The organism is Chryseobacterium nakagawai, from assembly GCF_900637665.1.
Lineage (GTDB): Bacteria > Bacteroidota > Bacteroidia > Flavobacteriales > Weeksellaceae > Chryseobacterium > Chryseobacterium nakagawai.
In genome coordinates this window covers 1,657,930-1,675,175 of the sequence record NZ_LR134386.1, presented here as the reverse complement: position 1 = coordinate 1,675,175, position 17,246 = coordinate 1,657,930, and the positions used below count along the sequence as shown (strand labels likewise).

The window sequence follows — 17,246 nt, the reverse complement described above, 5'->3', positions numbered from 1 at the left end:
TAAAGCCAGTCCTTTTTTAAGGTAATTATTACCGTACTTGCTTATCAAGGTTTCATTTTTTCTTTCTTCTCACATATTTATAGATCTCAAACCATAAAACAGAAACGGCTGAAATGAAAACAGTCATCCCGAATTCGTTTGTATTGAGCGCTGTTACTTTAAAAAATAGAGAAATTGGCTTTACATATAATATAACTAAAAGCATTATCAGTACCAAAGCGGAAATACCGATGAGTAAAGGATTACGGTTTCTGAAACTTTCCAACACACTATAAAAGAATGACCGGTTGACAAAGCTCAGTAATATATTGGCAAAGATTAAGGTACTGAATACCATTGCCCTTGTCTTTTCTTCGCTACCACAATTTTGAACAGCAAACTGATAGGCAAGCAAAACTCCGAGAGTGATTACCACGCCCTGAACAATACTGATTCCCAGTTCATTTAAACTTAAAAAAGTATCTCCCATAGCTCTTGGAGGCTGTTTCATTGTATTTTTTTCCATAGGTTCATTTTCATAAACAATAGAGCAAGTCGGCCCCATTACTAATTCAAGGAAAATAACGTGAACCGGAGTAAATATGTGCGGGAATATCCAGCCCAAAAACAGAGGTAAAGAAACCGTCAGAATAATAGGAATATGAATGGAAATAATATACTGAATCGCCTTTTTAATATTGGTATAAATTCTTCTTCCTGCGGCAATTCCAACAATCAATTTTTCTAAATCATCATTCGTAATGACCAGTGCGGCAGCTGATTTGGCAATTTCGGTTCCTTTATTTCCCATTGCCACACCAATATGGGCAGCTTTTAGCGCGGGACCGTCGTTTACACCATCTCCAAGCATCGCTACTACTTCCCCCTTCTCTTTCAAGGCATTTACTACCGCAAGCTTGGCATCAGGAAACATTCTGGTAAACAAAACCGTATTCTCCGAGATCTGCATCAGCTCTTTTTCAGAACGACCTATAATATCACTGCCATTGATTGCAGGAGCCTCATTTTTAATTCCTGCCTGAAGCGCGATCGCATTCGTTGTATCTGCATTATCACCGGTAATGACTTTTACCTTAATCCCGGCATCATAAATACTTTGAAATACCTCTTTTATTCCTTTTTTAGGAGGATCATAAAAAACAGTCAGCCCTAAAAATTCAAAATTAAAATCCTGCTGTTTTTTTGGAAAACTGTTTCCTTCAAAATGGGACTTCGCAACTCCCAATACACGATAACCTTGCTGTCCAAATGTTTTTGCAATATCTCTTATCTTATTTTTTTCGGTCTCTGAAAGTCTGGAAACAGTCAGAATGGCTTCCGGAGCTCCTTTCGCTGCAATGATTCTGTCTTTATTGGTATTTTCAAAAAGATGAGTCATCATTGGGGGTTTCCCTTCAAGCGGATATTCGTGAAACATTTGATACTCTTTTCTGACATCATTCTTTTGAGTCTCCTCAAATGTTTTGTGCAGAGTGATTTCCATAGGGTCAAAAGGGACTGGCTCACTGCTCCACATTGCATAATTAATCAGTTCACTTAAATCATCATTTTTAAATTCCTTTTCTTCATAAATCCTGTCGGAAAGGTAATCATACAAATGTTGAAGCTTCATCGAATTATCAGTAATGGTACCTGTTTTATCAGTACAGATAACCGTGGTACTTCCCAGGGTTTCTACAATACTGCTCCGCTTAATAATAATTCCCTGACGCATCAGTTTCCACGCACCCAAAGCCATAAACGTTGTAAATGCCACAGGAATTTCTTCAGGCAATACTGACATTGCCAGTGTTAATCCACTAAGCAGGCTTGTTACCAGGTCTCCGGTTTTGATATAACTGAAGATGCAGACCATCAAAAAAATAACAATACCGATAACTGCCATCCATTTTACAAACTTCCGAATCTGGATCTGCAATGGCGAAATTTCTTCTTTTATATTCAGTATTGATTCTCCAATTTTACCGACACGTGTTTCTTTGCCTATTTTTTGTATCTTAAAAACAGCCAACCCAGAAACCGTCACAGTTCCGCTATAAACAAGATTATCCTCTGATTTGTTATCTTTAAAAACTGAAAAACTTTCACCGGTAAGCGAGGATTCATTAACGGAAAAATCATTGCTGTGTACAATTACTCCATCAGCATTAATAATCCGTCCTTCCTCGGTAATGCATAAATCACCTACGACAATTTCGTGTGTCGGAATTTCTACTGCCTCTGAATTTCTGATAACTGTACTTAAAGGTTCGTTGAGTTTTTCAAGTTCTTCCAAAGCTTTTTTACTACGGTTATCCTGATAAAAGGATATTGCAGTCACCGCCACAATTGCCACAAACATGAAAGCTGCTTCACCATAGTCTCCTACAATCACATAAATAATTGAAATAATGATCAGCAAAATCAGCATGGGTTCTTTTAAAATGTCAATCAGCAAATCAAACCATGTATTCTTACGGATATCCTCCAAGCGATTATATCCATATTTCAGTCTGGAAGCTTCCACTTCATCGTTTGTAAGACCTCTAAGACCTTCAGGTAAGTTGTAAGACATATCAAATAAATAGGTTATCTAAAAATAAGCAATTATTTATATACAAATTGAATTTCCATGCCTGACCAGTATCAGGTTTCAGCGTGATACTGATCATGGTATATGCTGGAAAGTTTCTGGAATTTTGAATGATAAATTAAGATGTAATGAAAACAAATGCCGAATTACAAAAGAATGTTCAGGATGCCATTCAATGGGAACCATTATTACACTCAGCAGAAATAGGAGTTACAGCAAAAGACGGTGTGGTTTCCCTTACAGGAGAAGTTGATCATTATGCAAAAAAAATAGAAGCGGAAAATGCTGCAAAAAAAGTTGTTGGAGTAAAAATCTTAATAGAAAATATCATCGTGAAATCTCCAGACTCCTTATCAAAAACCGATAATGAAATTGCCCATGAAATTTTAGAAGCCTTTAAATCCAATGTATTTATTCCGGAGAATATGATCAAAGTAATTGTCGAAAATGGGCAGGTAACTTTAGAGGGTGAAGTGCAGTGGGACTATCAGAGAGAAATTATTAAAAATGCAATCCATTATCTTCCAGGTATAAAAGCGATCATCAATAATATTAAAATCCAATCAGAAATAATAGATGTTATCAAACAAAAAGACATTGAAAATGCCATGAAAATGAATTGGTTGGTTTACAATAGCGATATTCATGTAAAGGTATCCGGTACTACAGTGACGTTAACAGGAACAGTAAATTCATGGCATCAAAAAGAAGAAGCCGACCGTATTGCATGGAAAACTCCGGGAATACAGCATGTAGAAAACTGGCTATTTGTAGATTATGAATATTCAAAAAATAGTTGACTATCTGAAATGTAAGCTTCAATTCAATCGGTATACCGGAACATTGAAAAATTGCCATGAAAACTACTTTTAACAGAGAGCAAAGTACTGACAGAAAAAACAAATGGTAAACAAAGAGAACATCCTGAAATATACTTTAAATAAAACTAATTTTAAATTTTGAAAGATCAACAATGGAAACAAGCTATATCAGCAAAAAGAAGATCGGGAAAGGTGAAGAAATACAAGGGCAGGACATTAGAGATGGTATTTTTAATTTATTAAGAATGGATTTCCCCGGCTTTTCAAAAGATCATTATATTTCTTTAATTGAACTTAATAAATACAGACGACTATATCTGACTTCTTTAATATCACAGGAAAAAGGTGAACTAGCCATCATAGACTTGGATGTGATGGATGCCATTAAAAATAACTCCATTCTGTCAGAAAATATACAAGCCGAAATTGAATCAGAATTAACTATTGGAGAAAAATTGCAGATAAAGTGGCATTATTTGGAGGCAGCTGGGCATTTATTATTGTATTTTTTTCATTTATATTACTATGGATGATGATTAATGTTTGGTTATTAACCAATTCATTTGATCCGTTTCCGTTTATTTTACTCAATCTCATTCTTTCCTGTTTAGCAGCCATTCAGGCTCCCATTATTATGATGAGCCAAAACAGACAGGAACAAAAGGACAGACTAAGAGGAGAACATGACTACAAAATCAATTTAAAAGCTGAATTAGAAATTAAATTGCTAAGTGAAAAAATAGACCATCTATTGGTCAATCAAAACAAAAAACTGTTGGAAATACAAGATATACAAACTGATTATCTGGAGGATCTGATGAAGGAAATAAAAAGAAAAAGTTAAACACAGTTTATATGTATTACGTTATTTTTTGCACAATTATTAAAAACAAATTTCCAATAATTGTTTTTTTTAAGGCAGCAATAACGATAAGGGTTATTATGGTCCTCCCCTCAAGAGTAAAGAACAGTTTCTTAAAACGAATTCACTCCACGACAATACAAATCTAAACAATTCCCGTAAGGATGATCATCACAGCGGTAAAAATTGCATCTCTTGTAAGACTAACTGGCTCGACTAGGCATAATCTGTAAAGGCTATATAACATCATAATCATTCAAGCGTGTAACAAAATGATGTTCAACAAATTTGTTCGAAGTATTGCATAATGCTATGAGTTCAGTAGTGTCATAGTTTTCAAAATCAAAATCATCAGATACTTCAATCATATATTCAATAACTTTTTCCGTATCTAAAATATCAATTTCAGAAGAATTGAGCATAGATTTTCCCTCCAAAAAGGGAATTTTCTGGGTTACCGAATCCTTAAATCTATATAAAGTTATAGTTTTCATAATTTCATTTTTTTATCTTTCTCAAACGTAATAAGTTGCATTCTTATCGTAGTAAGATATTGCTTGAGATCTTGTATTGTAATATTCGCCTCATTAGATGACATAAATAATGGAGTTTCATTTAGCAGGAAATATAATTCGGGATATGAAGACTGTATTTTAGTTGTCACCTTAAAAATTTTTCTTGTAAGATTCTGGAAAGTTTCAGCTGATCTCATATCTTTTTATTTTGGAAGTAATAATATATTCAAATAAAAAGAACAGAAGCTTAAAAGCACCTGCCCTTTTTCGATTAAAATCCCTTAAAAAATAAATATTGTTTCTCGGGTTTTAGTACGCTCATTATAAAAGCTGAGTGTCATTAAGAATTTTAATAACTTCTTCACGGTTTTTGCTTAATTTATTTCCTATCCTTTCCAGTAATTTATTCTCTTTTCCTGTCTCAAACATCAAGTCCGAATCTTTAAGCAGAGAGAACTGTTCTTTCAACTGATGAGATTGTTGCTTCCAATCTCCTTTTATTTTAAAAGCTTTCGTGCTTTTAATAGGATTGGTATTCATCATTCAAGATTATATGTAACAGAAGTATTACTCTCCAAAGTTGAATATTTATTATAAGATCTGCCCTATACTTTTTACAAATAATTTTACATATATCACATCTTTCCGGTTAAATATCTTCCAGATTTTTAAGACGTTTATGTTTGAGTTGCTTATAAAATGATGGAGAAAGCCCTGTTATTTTTTTGAATTGATTGGAAAGATGAGCAGCACTACTGTAATTGAGTTTATAGGAAATTTCAGTAAGATTAAGCTCATCATACAAAAGCAGCTCTTTTACCTTTTCAATTTTATTGATTATGATAAAATGCTGAAGAGTTATTCCCTTTACCTCAGAAAATGTATTGGCTAGATAGGTGTAATCATAGCCAAGTTTTTTACTGATATAGTCTGAGAAATTTTCTTTTGGAAGAGATTCTGAATGATGAATCATTTCTGTGACAGTATTCTTTATTTTTTCAATCAAAATACTTTTTTTGTCATCCAATAGTTCAAGCCCTGTTTTCAAAAGATTTTCTTTCAGCATAAGCCTTTGTTTAACACTAATATCATCCAATATTTCTACCAAACCAAGATCTACCACAGCATTTTTAATACCTAGTTTTTCCAGCTCCTGATGAACAACCATTTTACAACGCAGGCTCACCATATATTTTATATACAGTTTCATAAGATTTCCTGTATTTCAGTCTGTTAATCAATATGCCAACAGCTACTCTATTCAAAGTTAATCTTTTAAAATTGAATATCTATGATTTATGTAATAAATGAACAGACTATTGCAAAGTTTTCCCTTTCTAATCAATGATCTTTACATAAAATAAAAATATATGTTAAAAGGAAAGGAAACAAAGAAAAAATCGGATAAAACGCCTCCTTCAAAATCAGCAAAAGAGAAACGACAAGACAAACAAGATAAAAAAAGAAACAAAGAAAATGAAAGTCGCAATGCTGCTACCTAAATGATAGAAATAAAAAAAGAAGGAATCATCCTCAGGAAAACCGACTTAAGCTTTGAGAGCGAAGGAGTTCTAAACCCAGCTGTTATTCAGGAAAACGGAAAAATACATTTGTTTTACCGCGCCGTTGCCAAAGGTAATTTTTCAAGCATCGGATATTGTATACTATCTAATCCTCTTACTTTAGAAAGCCGATCAGACTCTCCAATTATTCTTCCTGAATTTGAATATGAAAAACATGGCATCGAAGATCCCAGAATCGTAAAAATAGATGATTTGTTTTATCTTACATATACAAGTTACGACGGCATTAATGCTTTAGGAGCATTGGCCACTTCTAAAGATTTGAAATCTTGGAAAAAAGATAGGATTATTGTTCCTAGAATCCCCTATGAGAAGTTTAAATGTTTATTAGAATCTGAAGGTTTAATCCCTGAAAAATATAAAAGATATAATGAATTTCAGATCAGTCATACAGATAGTGTTCCTATCTTTTTATGGGACAAAAATCTGATTTTTTTCCCAAGAAAAATAAATAGTAAATTTTATTTTCTCCACAGAATAAGACCTGATATTCAAATTGTAAATGTAGAAAACATTCAAGATTTAAACTTTGAGTTTTGGGAAGATTATTTTTCTCACTTTAAGAATCACATCTTTTTATGTCCCAAATATGATCACGAATCCAGCTATATTGGTGGCGGGTGTCCACCCATAGAAACGGAATACGGATGGCTGCTAATCTATCATGGAGTTCATGATACCGTCGACGGATATGTTTATAATGCCTGTGTAGCCCTACTGGATCTTAAGAACCCCGAAAAAGAAATTTGCAGACTTCCTTATCCTCTTTTTGAGCCGGAGAAAGAATGGGAAATTAAAGGTGAGGTTAATAATGTCTGCTTTCCTACAGGGGCTATTGTAGAAAAAGATACACTTTATATCTATTATGGAGCTGCAGACGAAAGAATTGCCGTTGCCTCTTTGAGTATTTCAAAGCTATTGAAAGAATTGATGATGCATGCAATATAATTGATGGTTCATTAGAATTATCAAATCTAAAAATGAAATAAAATGAATAAAAATATTAATTCAGACGTGGAGGACAAAGCCATAAGACCATCTTTAAAAAAAGAAAAACACATTGTCTATAATAAACCCGAGATTATCTTTATCAGTACTTTTCCTCCAAAGGTATGCGGAATTGCCACTTATACACAAGACCTTATAAAATCGCTTCAGTCGAAATTCGGAGAATCATTTCAAACAATTATTTGCCCCATGGAAACAGAGGGGGAAAATTATGAATATGAAGAACATCCTAAATACAAATTAAATATCTCAGATGCCGTTTCCTTTCTGGAATTGGCTGAAAAGATCAATAGAAATGACAATATCCAACTGGTAATGCTTCAGCACGAGTTTGGCTTTTTTAATGAAGCCCAAAACGGATTATATCTTTTCCTACAAAACTTAAAGAAAGAAATCATTATCACCTTTCATACTGTACTTCCCAATCCAGATATAGAATTCAAAACAAAAGTGAAAGACCTCGCAGATTTTTCCAAGTCAATTGTGGTAATGACAGACATCTCCGCGGAGATGCTTTCAAAAGATTATAATATTTCTTCTGACAAAATCACCGTCATTCCGCACGGAACACATTTGTTACCTTTTACAGATAAAAATGCGTTGAAAGAAAAGTATGGACTTAAAAATAAAAAGGTGTTGTCTACATTTGGGTTGTTGGGTTCAGGCAAAAATATTGAAACCACCCTGAAAGCTTTGCCCAAAATTATTGCTCAGAATCCTAATGTCATTTTTCTAATTCTTGGCAAGACGCATCCTGCTATCGTGAGAAATGAAGGCGAAAAGTATCGTTATCTTTTAGAGGATCTTACCTGCAAACTTCATCTGGAAAACCATATCCGTTTTATTAATGAATATTTACCCTTACCTGAATTATTAGAGTATCTTCAACTTACCGACATTTATCTTTTCACTTCAAAAGACAGAAATCAGGCAGTAAGTGGTACTTTTTCCTATGCTATCAGTTGCGGGTGTGCCATTGTTTCTACTCCTATTCCACATGCTTTAGAAGTTTTAAAAGAGGAAACAGGAATAATCATTGATTTTGAAGCCCCAAAACAATTGACTTTTGCTGTTAATACTTTACTGAAAAATGAAAATAGTCGTGAAAAATTACGCATAAAATCTTTGCAAAAAATGGCTCCGACCGCTTGGGAAAATTCGTCTATTTTACATGCTTTATTATTTCAGAAATTCAGAAACAGCAATGCAAAACTCAAATATACCTTACCTAAATTCAATCTTGATCATATCCAAAATATAACTACAGATTTTGGAATGATACAATTTTCCAAGATCAGTGAACCAGATATTGATTCCGGCTATACCCTGGATGATAATGCACGTGCAATGATCGCTATTTGCCAACATTACAAAGCCACCAAAAACAAATCTGATCTGCAATTAATTTCAATCTATTTAAATTTTATTAAATTTTGTCAACAAAAAGATGGCAGTTTCCTAAATTATGTGGATAAGGAAAAACAATTTACCCCACAGAATTACGAAACCAACCTTGAAGATTCTAACGGAAGAGCGATATGGGCTTTGGGTTATTTAATTTCATTAAGAGAAATTTTACCACAGGAATTTTATGAACTCGCAGAAGCCATGCTTCAAAAAAACTTGGTTTTTGCTGAAAAAATATATTCCACCAGAGCCATAGCTTTTATTATAAAAGGATTGTATTACCAGAATTCTGAAAAAAATATTCCTTTATTAAAAGAATTGGCGAATCGTTTGGTGAAAATGTATCAACATGAAGCTAAAGGTAATTGGATGTGGTTCGAAAGTTATCTGACTTACGGAAATAGCGTATTGCCAGAAGCTTTATTATTTGCTTGGGTTGCTACTAAAAATGAAATATATAAGGAAATAGCGAAACAGTCTTTTGCTTTTCTCTTGTCTAAAATAATTGTCAACGATACTATAAAAGTGATTTCTAACCAAGGCTGGTTACAAAAAGAAAGCAAGGAAAACAATAGATCGAATGGTGGAGAACAGCCTATTGACGTGGCTTATACTATTCTTGCATTAGCTTCATTTTATAAGATTTTAGATAATGAAAAGTATTTTCAGATGATGCACAATTCCTTTAATTGGTTTCTTGGAAAAAACCAGTTAAACCAAATTATTTACAATCCTGTAACCGGAGGTTGCTATGATGGGCTTGAGAAAAACGACGTGAATATTAATCAGGGAGCAGAATCTACGGTCAGTTATCTTATGGCAAGAATTAGCATGGAATTTCCAACAGATTTTAGAACCTCAGAAAATTTATAATTTAGATGGTTCCATATTAATTTTAACTATTACAAATCAAAACTATTGGGCTATGGAAGCCTGAAATATGAATTCATAAAATACCTGAACGATTATACATGTTTTACAGAAGTGACAATACATAGAAATGATATTATATTAAGCTTATATGCTACATACAATTATCACAGATTTTATGGAAAAAGGATAAATCACAAATTTTATGGAAAAGGATGTAACATATTACAAGGAACGATTACAAAATTTATTGAGTAATAGCTTTCCAGAATTAGTTCCTAACACAGCATTAATAGAGCAGCGTTCCCAATGGGCGAAAATTGTATATGATGGTGCTATAAGGTCTGGAAGTTCGATTGAGCAATGTGAATATTATACGGATCACATCCTTTTTGAGAAATTTCATTTTTCAAAATTCGAGACCGTTTCAAATATTATCAACAATAACTTTGGAAATCTCATGAAACATGATGAGCTAAAGTCATTTAGTCTGAAAATGTTAAAATTATGCGCCCCTATATTTGATAAATATGAACTTAGTGATGATTTTGCCTATACCTATGATTTTGATAAACTTTGCATGGAAATAACAGCTTCAATCCTTAGTTGGATTAACCAATATGAATTCTAAATATTAGAATTTATCTATCAAAGGAAATAAAAACAATTCTGAATGCTTGTATTAGTATGATATATACAACATAAAAAAATAATTTGTAATACTATTGATTATAAAATATTCAACTTTAGAAAATTGAAAGATAAATTTACTTCATAATTCATTACTAAATATATTCACAGTGAAAGCTATATAACAAAATTCTTTGACCCTTTTCCTTTTATTTTTCTTAATTTTATTCTTTATCTTAACCCCGGTCACCATTCAAACTCCCATTACTATAATGAGCCAAAACAGACCGGAACAAAAAGATAGGCTGAGAGGAGAACACAATTACAAAATTAATTTAAAAGCCGAATTAGAAATTAGATTATCGAGTGAAAAAATAGACCACTTATTGGTAAAAAAAGTATTACCGCAACAATGTTGCAGTAATACTAAAAAAAAATACATAATATTCAGACCTATGTATTCTGTTGACAAATCAAGTTTCTCAATATTGTCATTCTCTTTTTTCAATTTATAGAAAAGGCTGTGTTTATCTAAGAATTTTTCTACTCCTTATCTTCCTCTCAAAATACCTTTTCCCAAAAATTCAATAACTTATTACAAGCGGTATCTACTAGAGTAAAACTGTTAGGAATTTCGTCCCATTTACTCCAATAAGTAACAAGCCTCGTTCCAATAGGTGTTGCATCAAGCTGTTCCCTCACATATGCCGAATAATCGTAGTATAAATCTCTATCATGAATAATTGTATCATCAATGGAACAAGAAGTATCTATATTTTCATAAAAAGAATTAAAAAAATAGAATGCTTCGTATTCTAAAAAAGAGACATCTTTTATATTTACATTAATAAAATCAACATTATTTATATTGTGTTTATCGGCTAATTTTTTTGATATTTTAGTTAGAGATGCTCTTTGCTCAATTCCGTAAAATATACCATCTGTAGAAGCTGCTCCCACAAGACAAAATTTACCCGCTCCGGATCCAATATCCAAGACTCTTCTATTGGTATCATCAACTAAATATTTAGCAGCCATCTTAGCAACAGCAACAGGAGTCCAATGACGTTGTGACAAAGCTTTTATATGTTCAGGATATATTTCATTAAAAGCATTGTCATCAATATCCATATTTAATTTAAGGTATTCAAAAATCATTCTATCATTCAATTATATGCCTCACAGATTAAGAAATTATTTTACCAATCATGGGTAAAATAAACAAAATACAACAATTTGAAAAATTGACATTATAAGAGGTAAGCTATTTTACATTAATAAATGGAAAAGCCACAATTATTGCTTTTGTTGGTTTATTTCTAATATTAATGAAAATTTCATTTCCTACAGCCGAATTTTCAACGGAGATGTATCCCATTCCAATCGCTTTTTTAAGGGTCGGTGACATAGTTCCTGAAGTAACGGTTCCTATAATTTCATGATTCCCATTCCAAATTTCATAGCCATGACGTGGAATTCCCTTATCTTCCATTTCAAAGCCTACTAACTTTTTGGATACTCCTTTTTCTTTTTGAATTTTTAAGAACCCCTTATGAACAAAGTCTTTATTAAATTTAGTAATCCAGCCTAGCCCAGCTTCTAAAGGAGAAGTATAATCATCAATATCATTCCCATACAAACAGTAGCCCATTTCCAACCGTAACGTATCTCTGGCTCCTAAACCGATGGGCTCTATTCCTTCTTCTTTTCCTGCTTCAAAAAGAGCTTCCCATACGTGTGCTGCATATCTGTTTTCCACATATATTTCAAATCCTCCCGCTCCAGTATATCCAGTGGCAGATAGTAAAGCATTAGGAATATGCGCTAATTCACCGATAGTAAACGTATAATATTCCATGTCTTTCAGACTGATATCTGTCAATTTTTGTAAGACCTGTTCTGCTTTGGGTCCCTGAACCGCTAATAATGAAATAGAATCCGAAATATTGCTAACCTGTGTATCAAAGGAATTCTGTCCCTGGATCCAGTTTAAGTCTTTTTCTATATTTGATGCATTGACGACCAATAAATAATCGTCCTGACTGATCATATACACTAAAAGATCATCAATTATTCCTCCAGTGTCATTAGGCATACAGCTGTATTGCACCTTTCCCGGAAAAAGTTTTGAAGCATCATTGGACGTAATCTTCTGGATTAATGACAAGGCCTCTTTTCCCTGTATGAGAATTTCTCCCATATGAGAAACATCAAATACCCCCACCTTATTTCTTACAATTTCATGTTCATGATTTATACCCTTGTATTGAACAGGCATTTCATATCCTGCAAAGTCAACCATTTTCGCTCCTAATAAGTGATGGAGTGCATTAAATGGCGTTTTCTTGATTTTTACCGTTTCCATACTATGATAAACCTATTAGTGAAGTGTATGACTCGGTGGTCAAAAGTCCTTCAGTATCTGCTGGATTATTGACTTTTATTTTAATCATCCATCCTTCTCCATAAGGATCAGAATTGACTAATTCAGGATTTGATTCCAACTTCGGATTGATTTCCATTACTTCAGCGGCAATCGGCAAGAAAAGATCCGATACTGTTTTCACTGCTTCAACGGTCCCAAATACGTCATGCTGCTGTAACTTTTCTCCAAGCGTTTCGATTTCAACATATACAATATCACCCAATTCGTGTTGTGCAAAATCCGTGATTCCAATATATGCCATATCATTTTCTACTCTCACCCATTCATGGTCTTCAGTGTACAATAGATTTTCAGGAATTTTCATTTTTAATTTACTTTATATTGATTATTTATTCTTAAGTAAAGGACCTCCACCCATAATTTCATTATTGGCAAAAGACTCAAACTCTTTAAAATTCTCCATAAATTGAGTAGCAAGATGGATAGCCTTTTGATCATATTGAGAAGAGTCTGTCCAAGTATTTTTTGGATTCAGGATTTCAGAAGGAACTCCTTCACACTGTACCAGCATTTGAAGTCCAAAGACATCATCACTGATGAAATCAACATTTTCTAATTTATTTTCTAATACTGCAGTGATCATAGCTCTCGTGTATGACAACTTTATACGTTCCCCTACTCCGTAAGAGCCCCCAGACCAACCTGTATTAATAAGCCACACGTTTACTTTATTCTCATTTAGCTTTTTCCCTAAAAGTTCAGCATATTTTGTAGGATGAAGAGGAAGAAAAGGTTTTCCAAAGCATGCTGAAAACGTGGTCTGTGGTTCAGTAATTCCCGCTTCAGTTCCAGCTACTTTTGCCGTATATCCAGAAATAAAATGATACATCGCCTGACCCGTTGTTAATTTTGAAATTGGAGGCAATACACCAAAAGCATCGCACGTCAAAAAAAAGATATTATTGGGAACACCTCCAACAGAAGGATGGATGGCGTTATCTATAAAGTCGATCGGATAGGCAGCTCTTGTGTTTTCAGTTACGGAAGTATCATCATAATTAACAATATCTGTTCCCTCAAAAAAACGTACATTTTCAAGCAAAGTACCCTGACGAATTGCCGAAAAAATTTGAGGCTCTTTCTCTTGGCTTAAATTCACACATTTAGCGTAACATCCCCCTTCAAAATTAAAAACATTCTCATCATCCCATCCATGCTCATCATCCCCAATTAATTTTCTGGACGGATCTGCTGAAAGTGTCGTTTTACCCGTTCCTGAAAGTCCGAAAAACACAGAGGTATCTCCATTTTCTCCAATATTAGCCGAACAATGCATTGAAAGCACATTTTTCTCATGTGGAAGAATATAATTCAATACCGTAAAAATACCTTTTTTAATTTCACCTGTATAAGCACTTCCTCCAATAAGAATGATTTTTTTTGTGAAGTTGATAATGGTAAAGTTATGCTGACGGGTCTTATCAGTTTCCGGAACAGCCTTGAAACTTGGGGCAGTAAGAATAAGCCATTCGTGCTTAAATGATTCAAGCTCTTTTTCATTAAATCTTAAAAACAAGTTATTGGCAAATAAACTTTGCCATGGGTTTTCTGTGATAATCCTTATATTTAAACGATATTCAGATTTTGCACACGCATAAACATCTTTAACATAAAGATCACTTTGTGAAAGGTGTTCCACTACACGATTGTATAATTTATCAAAATCTTCCGGCAAAAAAGAATGGTTTATATCCCCCCACCAAACAGAATCTTGAGTTGTATCATCTAAGACTACATATTTATCTTTTGGGGAACGTCCCGTAAACTCACCGGTATCACAAGCCAATGCTCCTGAGTCTGTTATAATACCCTGCCCTTTCCTTAAGGTCTGTGAAATTAACTGTGCTTCTGATAGATTCCAAAAAATCTCTTTTGCAGATTGAATTCCTAACTCTTTTAAACTTTCTAAATGATTCATTTCAAGATGAGTTTTTTACTTTCGAGCAAAAGTACCCTCTTTATCAATAAATTTTTATGATCTATCTCTTCATAAAATTTGATTTAAGTCAAACTTTTGAGTAATCAAAATAACTTACTTTAATTAAATTTTTCATTATTTTAATCTCGAATTAATATCGATGATACATATACAAAAAGAACTTACTAAAACAGGATTCAGTATCAATCCGTTAAGCTATATTATCAAAAAAAACAAGGAAAATCAGATTTTAATACATTAGAATATTTTTGTATTTTATTTACACTTGATGACCTAACCATTGATCTTGAAGATCAAACTTATTACATAAAAGGAAACAGTGTTGTGTTTATCGGACCGCATAAGAAGTTCTCATTTAGTGATTATAAAACACAAGAAATATATATGTTCTCTTTTTCCTCTCTTTTCTATGAACATCATTCTAATAATCCTACTTGTCTATATTCGATCTTATTTTTTAATTCAAGAAGGAATATTTTCGTTTTCCCTTATCTTCATGCGACCAAAGATATGATAAGACATTCGTTGATAGACCGACTCTATAACTTTCAAAGTAAAAATAAAAAACTTTTTATTTCTGCAGCTTATACAACAATTAAATCCCTAATTCTTGATGCATCATTAGCTCTCAATAATAGAATAAACAATACGGCTGAAACCTCAGATGCCAATACTGATATATTAACATCTTTCAATGTGAAAATTAGCCAGAACTAGCTTTCATAGAAATATACATCTAATTTTTGCAAACAGATTAATTCATCTTAATTTTCTTTTCAATACATAATATTTATATAATAACCTATCATACCAGATCACAAATAAAAGTATTCCAACAGAAAACAATAATGTCTTTATATGAAAGACTTCATAAGTAAAACCACCTATTACCCCTCCAGAAAAAAAACATAATACAATTACAATTTTTAACATAATGCTTTTTTTAAGCTGGCTATACGAAATAGCATTTCCGTAAAAAAATAATTTGGACATTTCTATTCCCAAGTCAGTAAAGATTCCTGTTAAATGTGTTGTTCTTACAACGGACTGAGATACTCTTGTTACTAAAGAATTCTGTAGCCCCATTGCAAAAAGTAAAAGGCAGGCTATCATATTGGGACTGATTATTATTTTAAAATCGGCAAATAGTCCTATGAAACCCAAAATAAAAATTTCTATTAATAAGGGAATAAAGTGAGATTGGAATTTTCTGAAACGGGATACAAATTCTACCAGAAGGCTGGAACAGAAAGCTCCTCCTAAAAAACATCCGATAAATAATAGGTAGAGTGCTGCATCATAATAATCCTTCAATACTACTTCCTCGGAAAAAAAAGCAAAATGCCCTGTAATGTTTGTAGTTAATATCTCAATTGATAATACCCCTACAATATTGACTGTCCCTGCAACAAAGGAAAGAAGTGATGCTAATTTAATATTATGAAAATAAGTCCTGTTTTTTCCTCTATGTCTAAACATATCTACCCTATTTCGACTGTTACAATAGATACTTCCATATCTGTTACACGATTTTCCTTCTATTTAATTAATTATAGTTGGAAAACTTTATCGTAATTATGAACACAGTTGTTGACGAATCCCTGTTCTGCCATCCATTTATCGCTGTACACTTTTGTAATGTATCTTGACCCATGATCCGGATATATTAAAACGACAATATCGTTTTCAGCAAATTCATGAGATTGTGCATATTGCATCAATGCCTGAGTAACCGCTCCGGTTGTATAACCTCCCATAATCGCTTCTTTCAAAGCAATCTCGCGGATTCTGTAAGCAGACATCTCATCATTTACTCTCACAAACTCATCAATTTTATCAAAAAGCAGGGCAGAAGGAATTAAATTTTTTCCCATTCCCTCAATCTGATAAGGATGAACATCTTCTTTATGAATTTCTCCTGTTTCGTGATAGCTTTTAAGAATAGATCCATCAGCATCTACACCAATCACCTTGATGTTTGGATTTTTTTCTTTCAAAAATTTTGCTGATCCCGATAAAGTTCCACCTGTTCCAGTACAGGCAAAAAGGTGAGTAATTTTACCTTCTGTCTGTTCCCAAATCTCAGGTCCGGTTGTCTGGTAGTGGGCATCAATATTTAGTTCATTAAAATACTGATTGATGTAAACTGAATTTGGTGTTTCTGAAGCAATTCTTTTAGCAACTTCATAATACGATCTTGGGTCATCTGCAGGTACATTGGCCGGGCATATATAAACCGTAGCTCCAAGTGCTTTCAGATAAGCTATTTTTTCTGACTTCGTCTTGTCACTTACAGCAAGTATACATTTATATCCTTTAATGATGCAAAACATTGCAATAGAAAAACCGGTATTTCCGGAAGTAGTTTCTACAACTACAGAATCTTCTTTTAATAAGCCTTTTTTCTCAGCGTTTTCTATAATATGAAGTGCAATTCTATCTTTAGTGGAATGTCCAGGATTATATGATTCTAACTTGGCATAAACGGTTGCAGGAATATCTTTTGTAACAGTATTTAGCTTCACCATAGGAGTGTTTCCTATTAGGCCAAGGATATTATCGTAAACATTACTCATTATTTGTTATTTTTGAA

Annotated in this window: 18 protein-coding genes; 8 read left to right on the top strand and 10 right to left on the bottom strand. The window is 33.1% G+C overall.

Annotation, left to right across the window (positions count from 1 at the left end; all coding sequences use genetic code 11):
• Positions 1-52 precede the first annotated feature (52 nt).
• Positions 53-2,554: a cation-translocating P-type ATPase gene (locus EL260_RS07695; protein WP_123859606.1), complete on the bottom strand. Its 2,502-nt coding sequence runs from the start codon at positions 2,552-2,554 to the stop codon at positions 53-55.
• 146 nt (positions 2,555-2,700) lie between these two features.
• Here EL260_RS07695 and EL260_RS07690 point away from each other — a divergent pair, with 146 nt between their 5' ends.
• The 3 genes from EL260_RS07690 (at position 2,701) to EL260_RS25910 (ending at position 4,237) form a co-directional block, all read left to right on the top strand.
• Positions 2,701-3,372 (top strand): BON domain-containing protein, encoded by a 672-nt coding sequence (locus EL260_RS07690; RefSeq protein WP_047437553.1) that lies wholly within the window; start codon positions 2,701-2,703, stop codon positions 3,370-3,372.
• A gap of 173 nt (positions 3,373-3,545) precedes the next feature.
• Positions 3,546-3,926, top strand: coding sequence for a hypothetical protein (locus EL260_RS25915; protein ID WP_228445363.1), 381 nt, complete (start codon positions 3,546-3,548; stop codon positions 3,924-3,926).
• Positions 3,923-4,237, top strand: a complete 315-nt coding sequence (locus EL260_RS25910; RefSeq protein WP_232534826.1) for a DUF1003 domain-containing protein — start codon at positions 3,923-3,925, stop codon at positions 4,235-4,237. The genes EL260_RS25915 and EL260_RS25910 overlap by 4 nt, the downstream gene beginning before the upstream one ends.
• A 254-nt stretch (positions 4,238-4,491) precedes the next feature.
• On the opposite strand, the gene EL260_RS07680 is transcribed toward EL260_RS25910, so the two are convergent.
• The 3 genes from EL260_RS07680 to EL260_RS07670 form a co-directional block, all read right to left on the bottom strand.
• Positions 4,492-4,749 carry a hypothetical protein gene (locus EL260_RS07680; protein ID WP_047437558.1) on the bottom strand — a complete coding sequence of 86 codons (258 nt, stop codon included), beginning with the start codon at positions 4,747-4,749 and terminating at the stop codon, positions 4,492-4,494.
• Between the two features lie 342 nt (positions 4,750-5,091).
• Positions 5,092-5,313, bottom strand: a complete 222-nt coding sequence (locus EL260_RS07675; protein WP_198418060.1) for a hypothetical protein — start codon at positions 5,311-5,313, stop codon at positions 5,092-5,094.
• 106 nt (positions 5,314-5,419) lie between these two features.
• Positions 5,420-5,980, bottom strand: a complete 561-nt coding sequence (locus EL260_RS07670) for a helix-turn-helix domain-containing protein (RefSeq protein WP_051957056.1) — start codon at positions 5,978-5,980, stop codon at positions 5,420-5,422.
• Between the two features lie 160 nt (positions 5,981-6,140).
• Here EL260_RS07670 and EL260_RS26105 point away from each other — a divergent pair, with 160 nt between their 5' ends.
• The 5 genes from EL260_RS26105 to EL260_RS07650 all read left to right on the top strand — a co-directional run bounded on the left by EL260_RS26105 (position 6,141) and on the right by EL260_RS07650 (position 10,783).
• Positions 6,141-6,272 (top strand): hypothetical protein, encoded by a 132-nt coding sequence (locus EL260_RS26105; protein ID WP_007844566.1) that lies wholly within the window; start codon positions 6,141-6,143, stop codon positions 6,270-6,272.
• Complete coding sequence (locus EL260_RS07665; protein ID WP_047437560.1) at positions 6,273-7,301, top strand: glycoside hydrolase family 130 protein; 1,029 nt, start codon at positions 6,273-6,275, stop codon at positions 7,299-7,301.
• A gap of 42 nt (positions 7,302-7,343) precedes the next feature.
• Positions 7,344-9,641, top strand: a complete 2,298-nt coding sequence (locus EL260_RS07660; RefSeq protein ID WP_123859605.1) for a glycosyltransferase — start codon at positions 7,344-7,346, stop codon at positions 9,639-9,641.
• 202 nt (positions 9,642-9,843) lie between these two features.
• Positions 9,844-10,269, top strand: a complete 426-nt coding sequence (locus EL260_RS07655) for a DUF1896 family protein (RefSeq protein WP_122636987.1) — start codon at positions 9,844-9,846, stop codon at positions 10,267-10,269.
• Positions 10,270-10,540: 271 nt separating this feature from the next.
• Positions 10,541-10,783: a DUF1003 domain-containing protein gene (locus EL260_RS07650; RefSeq protein WP_228445360.1), complete on the top strand. Its 243-nt coding sequence runs from the start codon at positions 10,541-10,543 to the stop codon at positions 10,781-10,783.
• Positions 10,784-10,829: 46 nt separating this feature from the next.
• On the opposite strand, the gene EL260_RS07645 is transcribed toward EL260_RS07650, so the two are convergent.
• The 6 genes from EL260_RS07645 to EL260_RS07620 form a co-directional block, all read right to left on the bottom strand.
• Entirely contained in the window at positions 10,830-11,426 is a 597-nt protein-coding gene (locus EL260_RS07645) for a class I SAM-dependent methyltransferase (protein WP_047437565.1), read from the bottom strand.
• Between the two features lie 106 nt (positions 11,427-11,532).
• Complete coding sequence (gene gcvT, locus EL260_RS07640; protein ID WP_122636988.1) at positions 11,533-12,633, bottom strand: glycine cleavage system aminomethyltransferase GcvT; 1,101 nt, start codon at positions 12,631-12,633, stop codon at positions 11,533-11,535.
• Position 12,634: 1 nt separating this feature from the next.
• Positions 12,635-13,018, bottom strand: a complete 384-nt coding sequence (gene gcvH / locus EL260_RS07635; protein WP_123859604.1) for a glycine cleavage system protein GcvH — start codon at positions 13,016-13,018, stop codon at positions 12,635-12,637.
• A gap of 21 nt (positions 13,019-13,039) precedes the next feature.
• On the bottom strand, positions 13,040-14,632 hold the full coding sequence (pckA, locus tag EL260_RS07630) for a phosphoenolpyruvate carboxykinase (ATP) (RefSeq protein WP_123859603.1): 1,593 nt from the start codon (positions 14,630-14,632) through the stop codon (positions 13,040-13,042).
• Positions 14,633-15,412: 780 nt separating this feature from the next.
• Positions 15,413-16,132 (bottom strand): YoaK family protein, encoded by a 720-nt coding sequence (locus EL260_RS07625; protein ID WP_123859602.1) that lies wholly within the window; start codon positions 16,130-16,132, stop codon positions 15,413-15,415.
• A gap of 71 nt (positions 16,133-16,203) precedes the next feature.
• Positions 16,204-17,229 carry a PLP-dependent cysteine synthase family protein gene (locus tag EL260_RS07620; RefSeq protein WP_123859601.1) on the bottom strand — a complete coding sequence of 342 codons (1,026 nt, stop codon included), beginning with the start codon at positions 17,227-17,229 and terminating at the stop codon, positions 16,204-16,206.
• Between the last annotated feature and the right edge of the window lie 17 nt (positions 17,230-17,246).

Bases quoted from the DNA above. Each gene is read 5' to 3' on its own strand.
- EL260_RS07670 (WP_051957056.1), bottom strand. From the start codon at position 5,980: ATGAAACTGTATATAAAATATATGGTGAGCCTGCGTTGTAAAATGGTT.
- EL260_RS07665 (WP_047437560.1), top strand. From the start codon at position 6,273: ATGATAGAAATAAAAAAAGAAGGAATCATCCTCAGGAAAACCGACTTA.
- gcvT (WP_122636988.1), bottom strand. From the start codon at position 12,633: ATGGAAACGGTAAAAATCAAGAAAACGCCATTTAATGCACTCCATCAC.
- EL260_RS07645 (WP_047437565.1), bottom strand. From the start codon at position 11,426: ATGATTTTTGAATACCTTAAATTAAATATGGATATTGATGACAATGCT.
- EL260_RS07675 (WP_198418060.1), bottom strand. From the start codon at position 5,313: ATGATGAATACCAATCCTATTAAAAGCACGAAAGCTTTTAAAATAAAA.
- EL260_RS26105 (WP_007844566.1), top strand. From the start codon at position 6,141: ATGTTAAAAGGAAAGGAAACAAAGAAAAAATCGGATAAAACGCCTCCT.
- EL260_RS07625 (WP_123859602.1), bottom strand. From the start codon at position 16,132: ATGTTTAGACATAGAGGAAAAAACAGGACTTATTTTCATAATATTAAA.
- EL260_RS07620 (WP_123859601.1), bottom strand. From the start codon at position 17,229: ATGAGTAATGTTTACGATAATATCCTTGGCCTAATAGGAAACACTCCT.
- EL260_RS07690 (WP_047437553.1), top strand. From the start codon at position 2,701: ATGAAAACAAATGCCGAATTACAAAAGAATGTTCAGGATGCCATTCAA.
- EL260_RS07655 (WP_122636987.1), top strand. From the start codon at position 9,844: ATGGAAAAGGATGTAACATATTACAAGGAACGATTACAAAATTTATTG.
- EL260_RS25915 (WP_228445363.1), top strand. From the start codon at position 3,546: ATGGAAACAAGCTATATCAGCAAAAAGAAGATCGGGAAAGGTGAAGAA.
- pckA (WP_123859603.1), bottom strand. From the start codon at position 14,632: ATGAATCATTTAGAAAGTTTAAAAGAGTTAGGAATTCAATCTGCAAAA.
- EL260_RS07660 (WP_123859605.1), top strand. From the start codon at position 7,344: ATGAATAAAAATATTAATTCAGACGTGGAGGACAAAGCCATAAGACCA.
- EL260_RS07680 (WP_047437558.1), bottom strand. From the start codon at position 4,749: ATGAAAACTATAACTTTATATAGATTTAAGGATTCGGTAACCCAGAAA.
- EL260_RS07695 (WP_123859606.1), bottom strand. From the start codon at position 2,554: ATGTCTTACAACTTACCTGAAGGTCTTAGAGGTCTTACAAACGATGAA.
- gcvH (WP_123859604.1), bottom strand. From the start codon at position 13,018: ATGAAAATTCCTGAAAATCTATTGTACACTGAAGACCATGAATGGGTG.
- EL260_RS07650 (WP_228445360.1), top strand. From the start codon at position 10,541: ATGAGCCAAAACAGACCGGAACAAAAAGATAGGCTGAGAGGAGAACAC.
- EL260_RS25910 (WP_232534826.1), top strand. From the start codon at position 3,923: ATGATGATTAATGTTTGGTTATTAACCAATTCATTTGATCCGTTTCCG.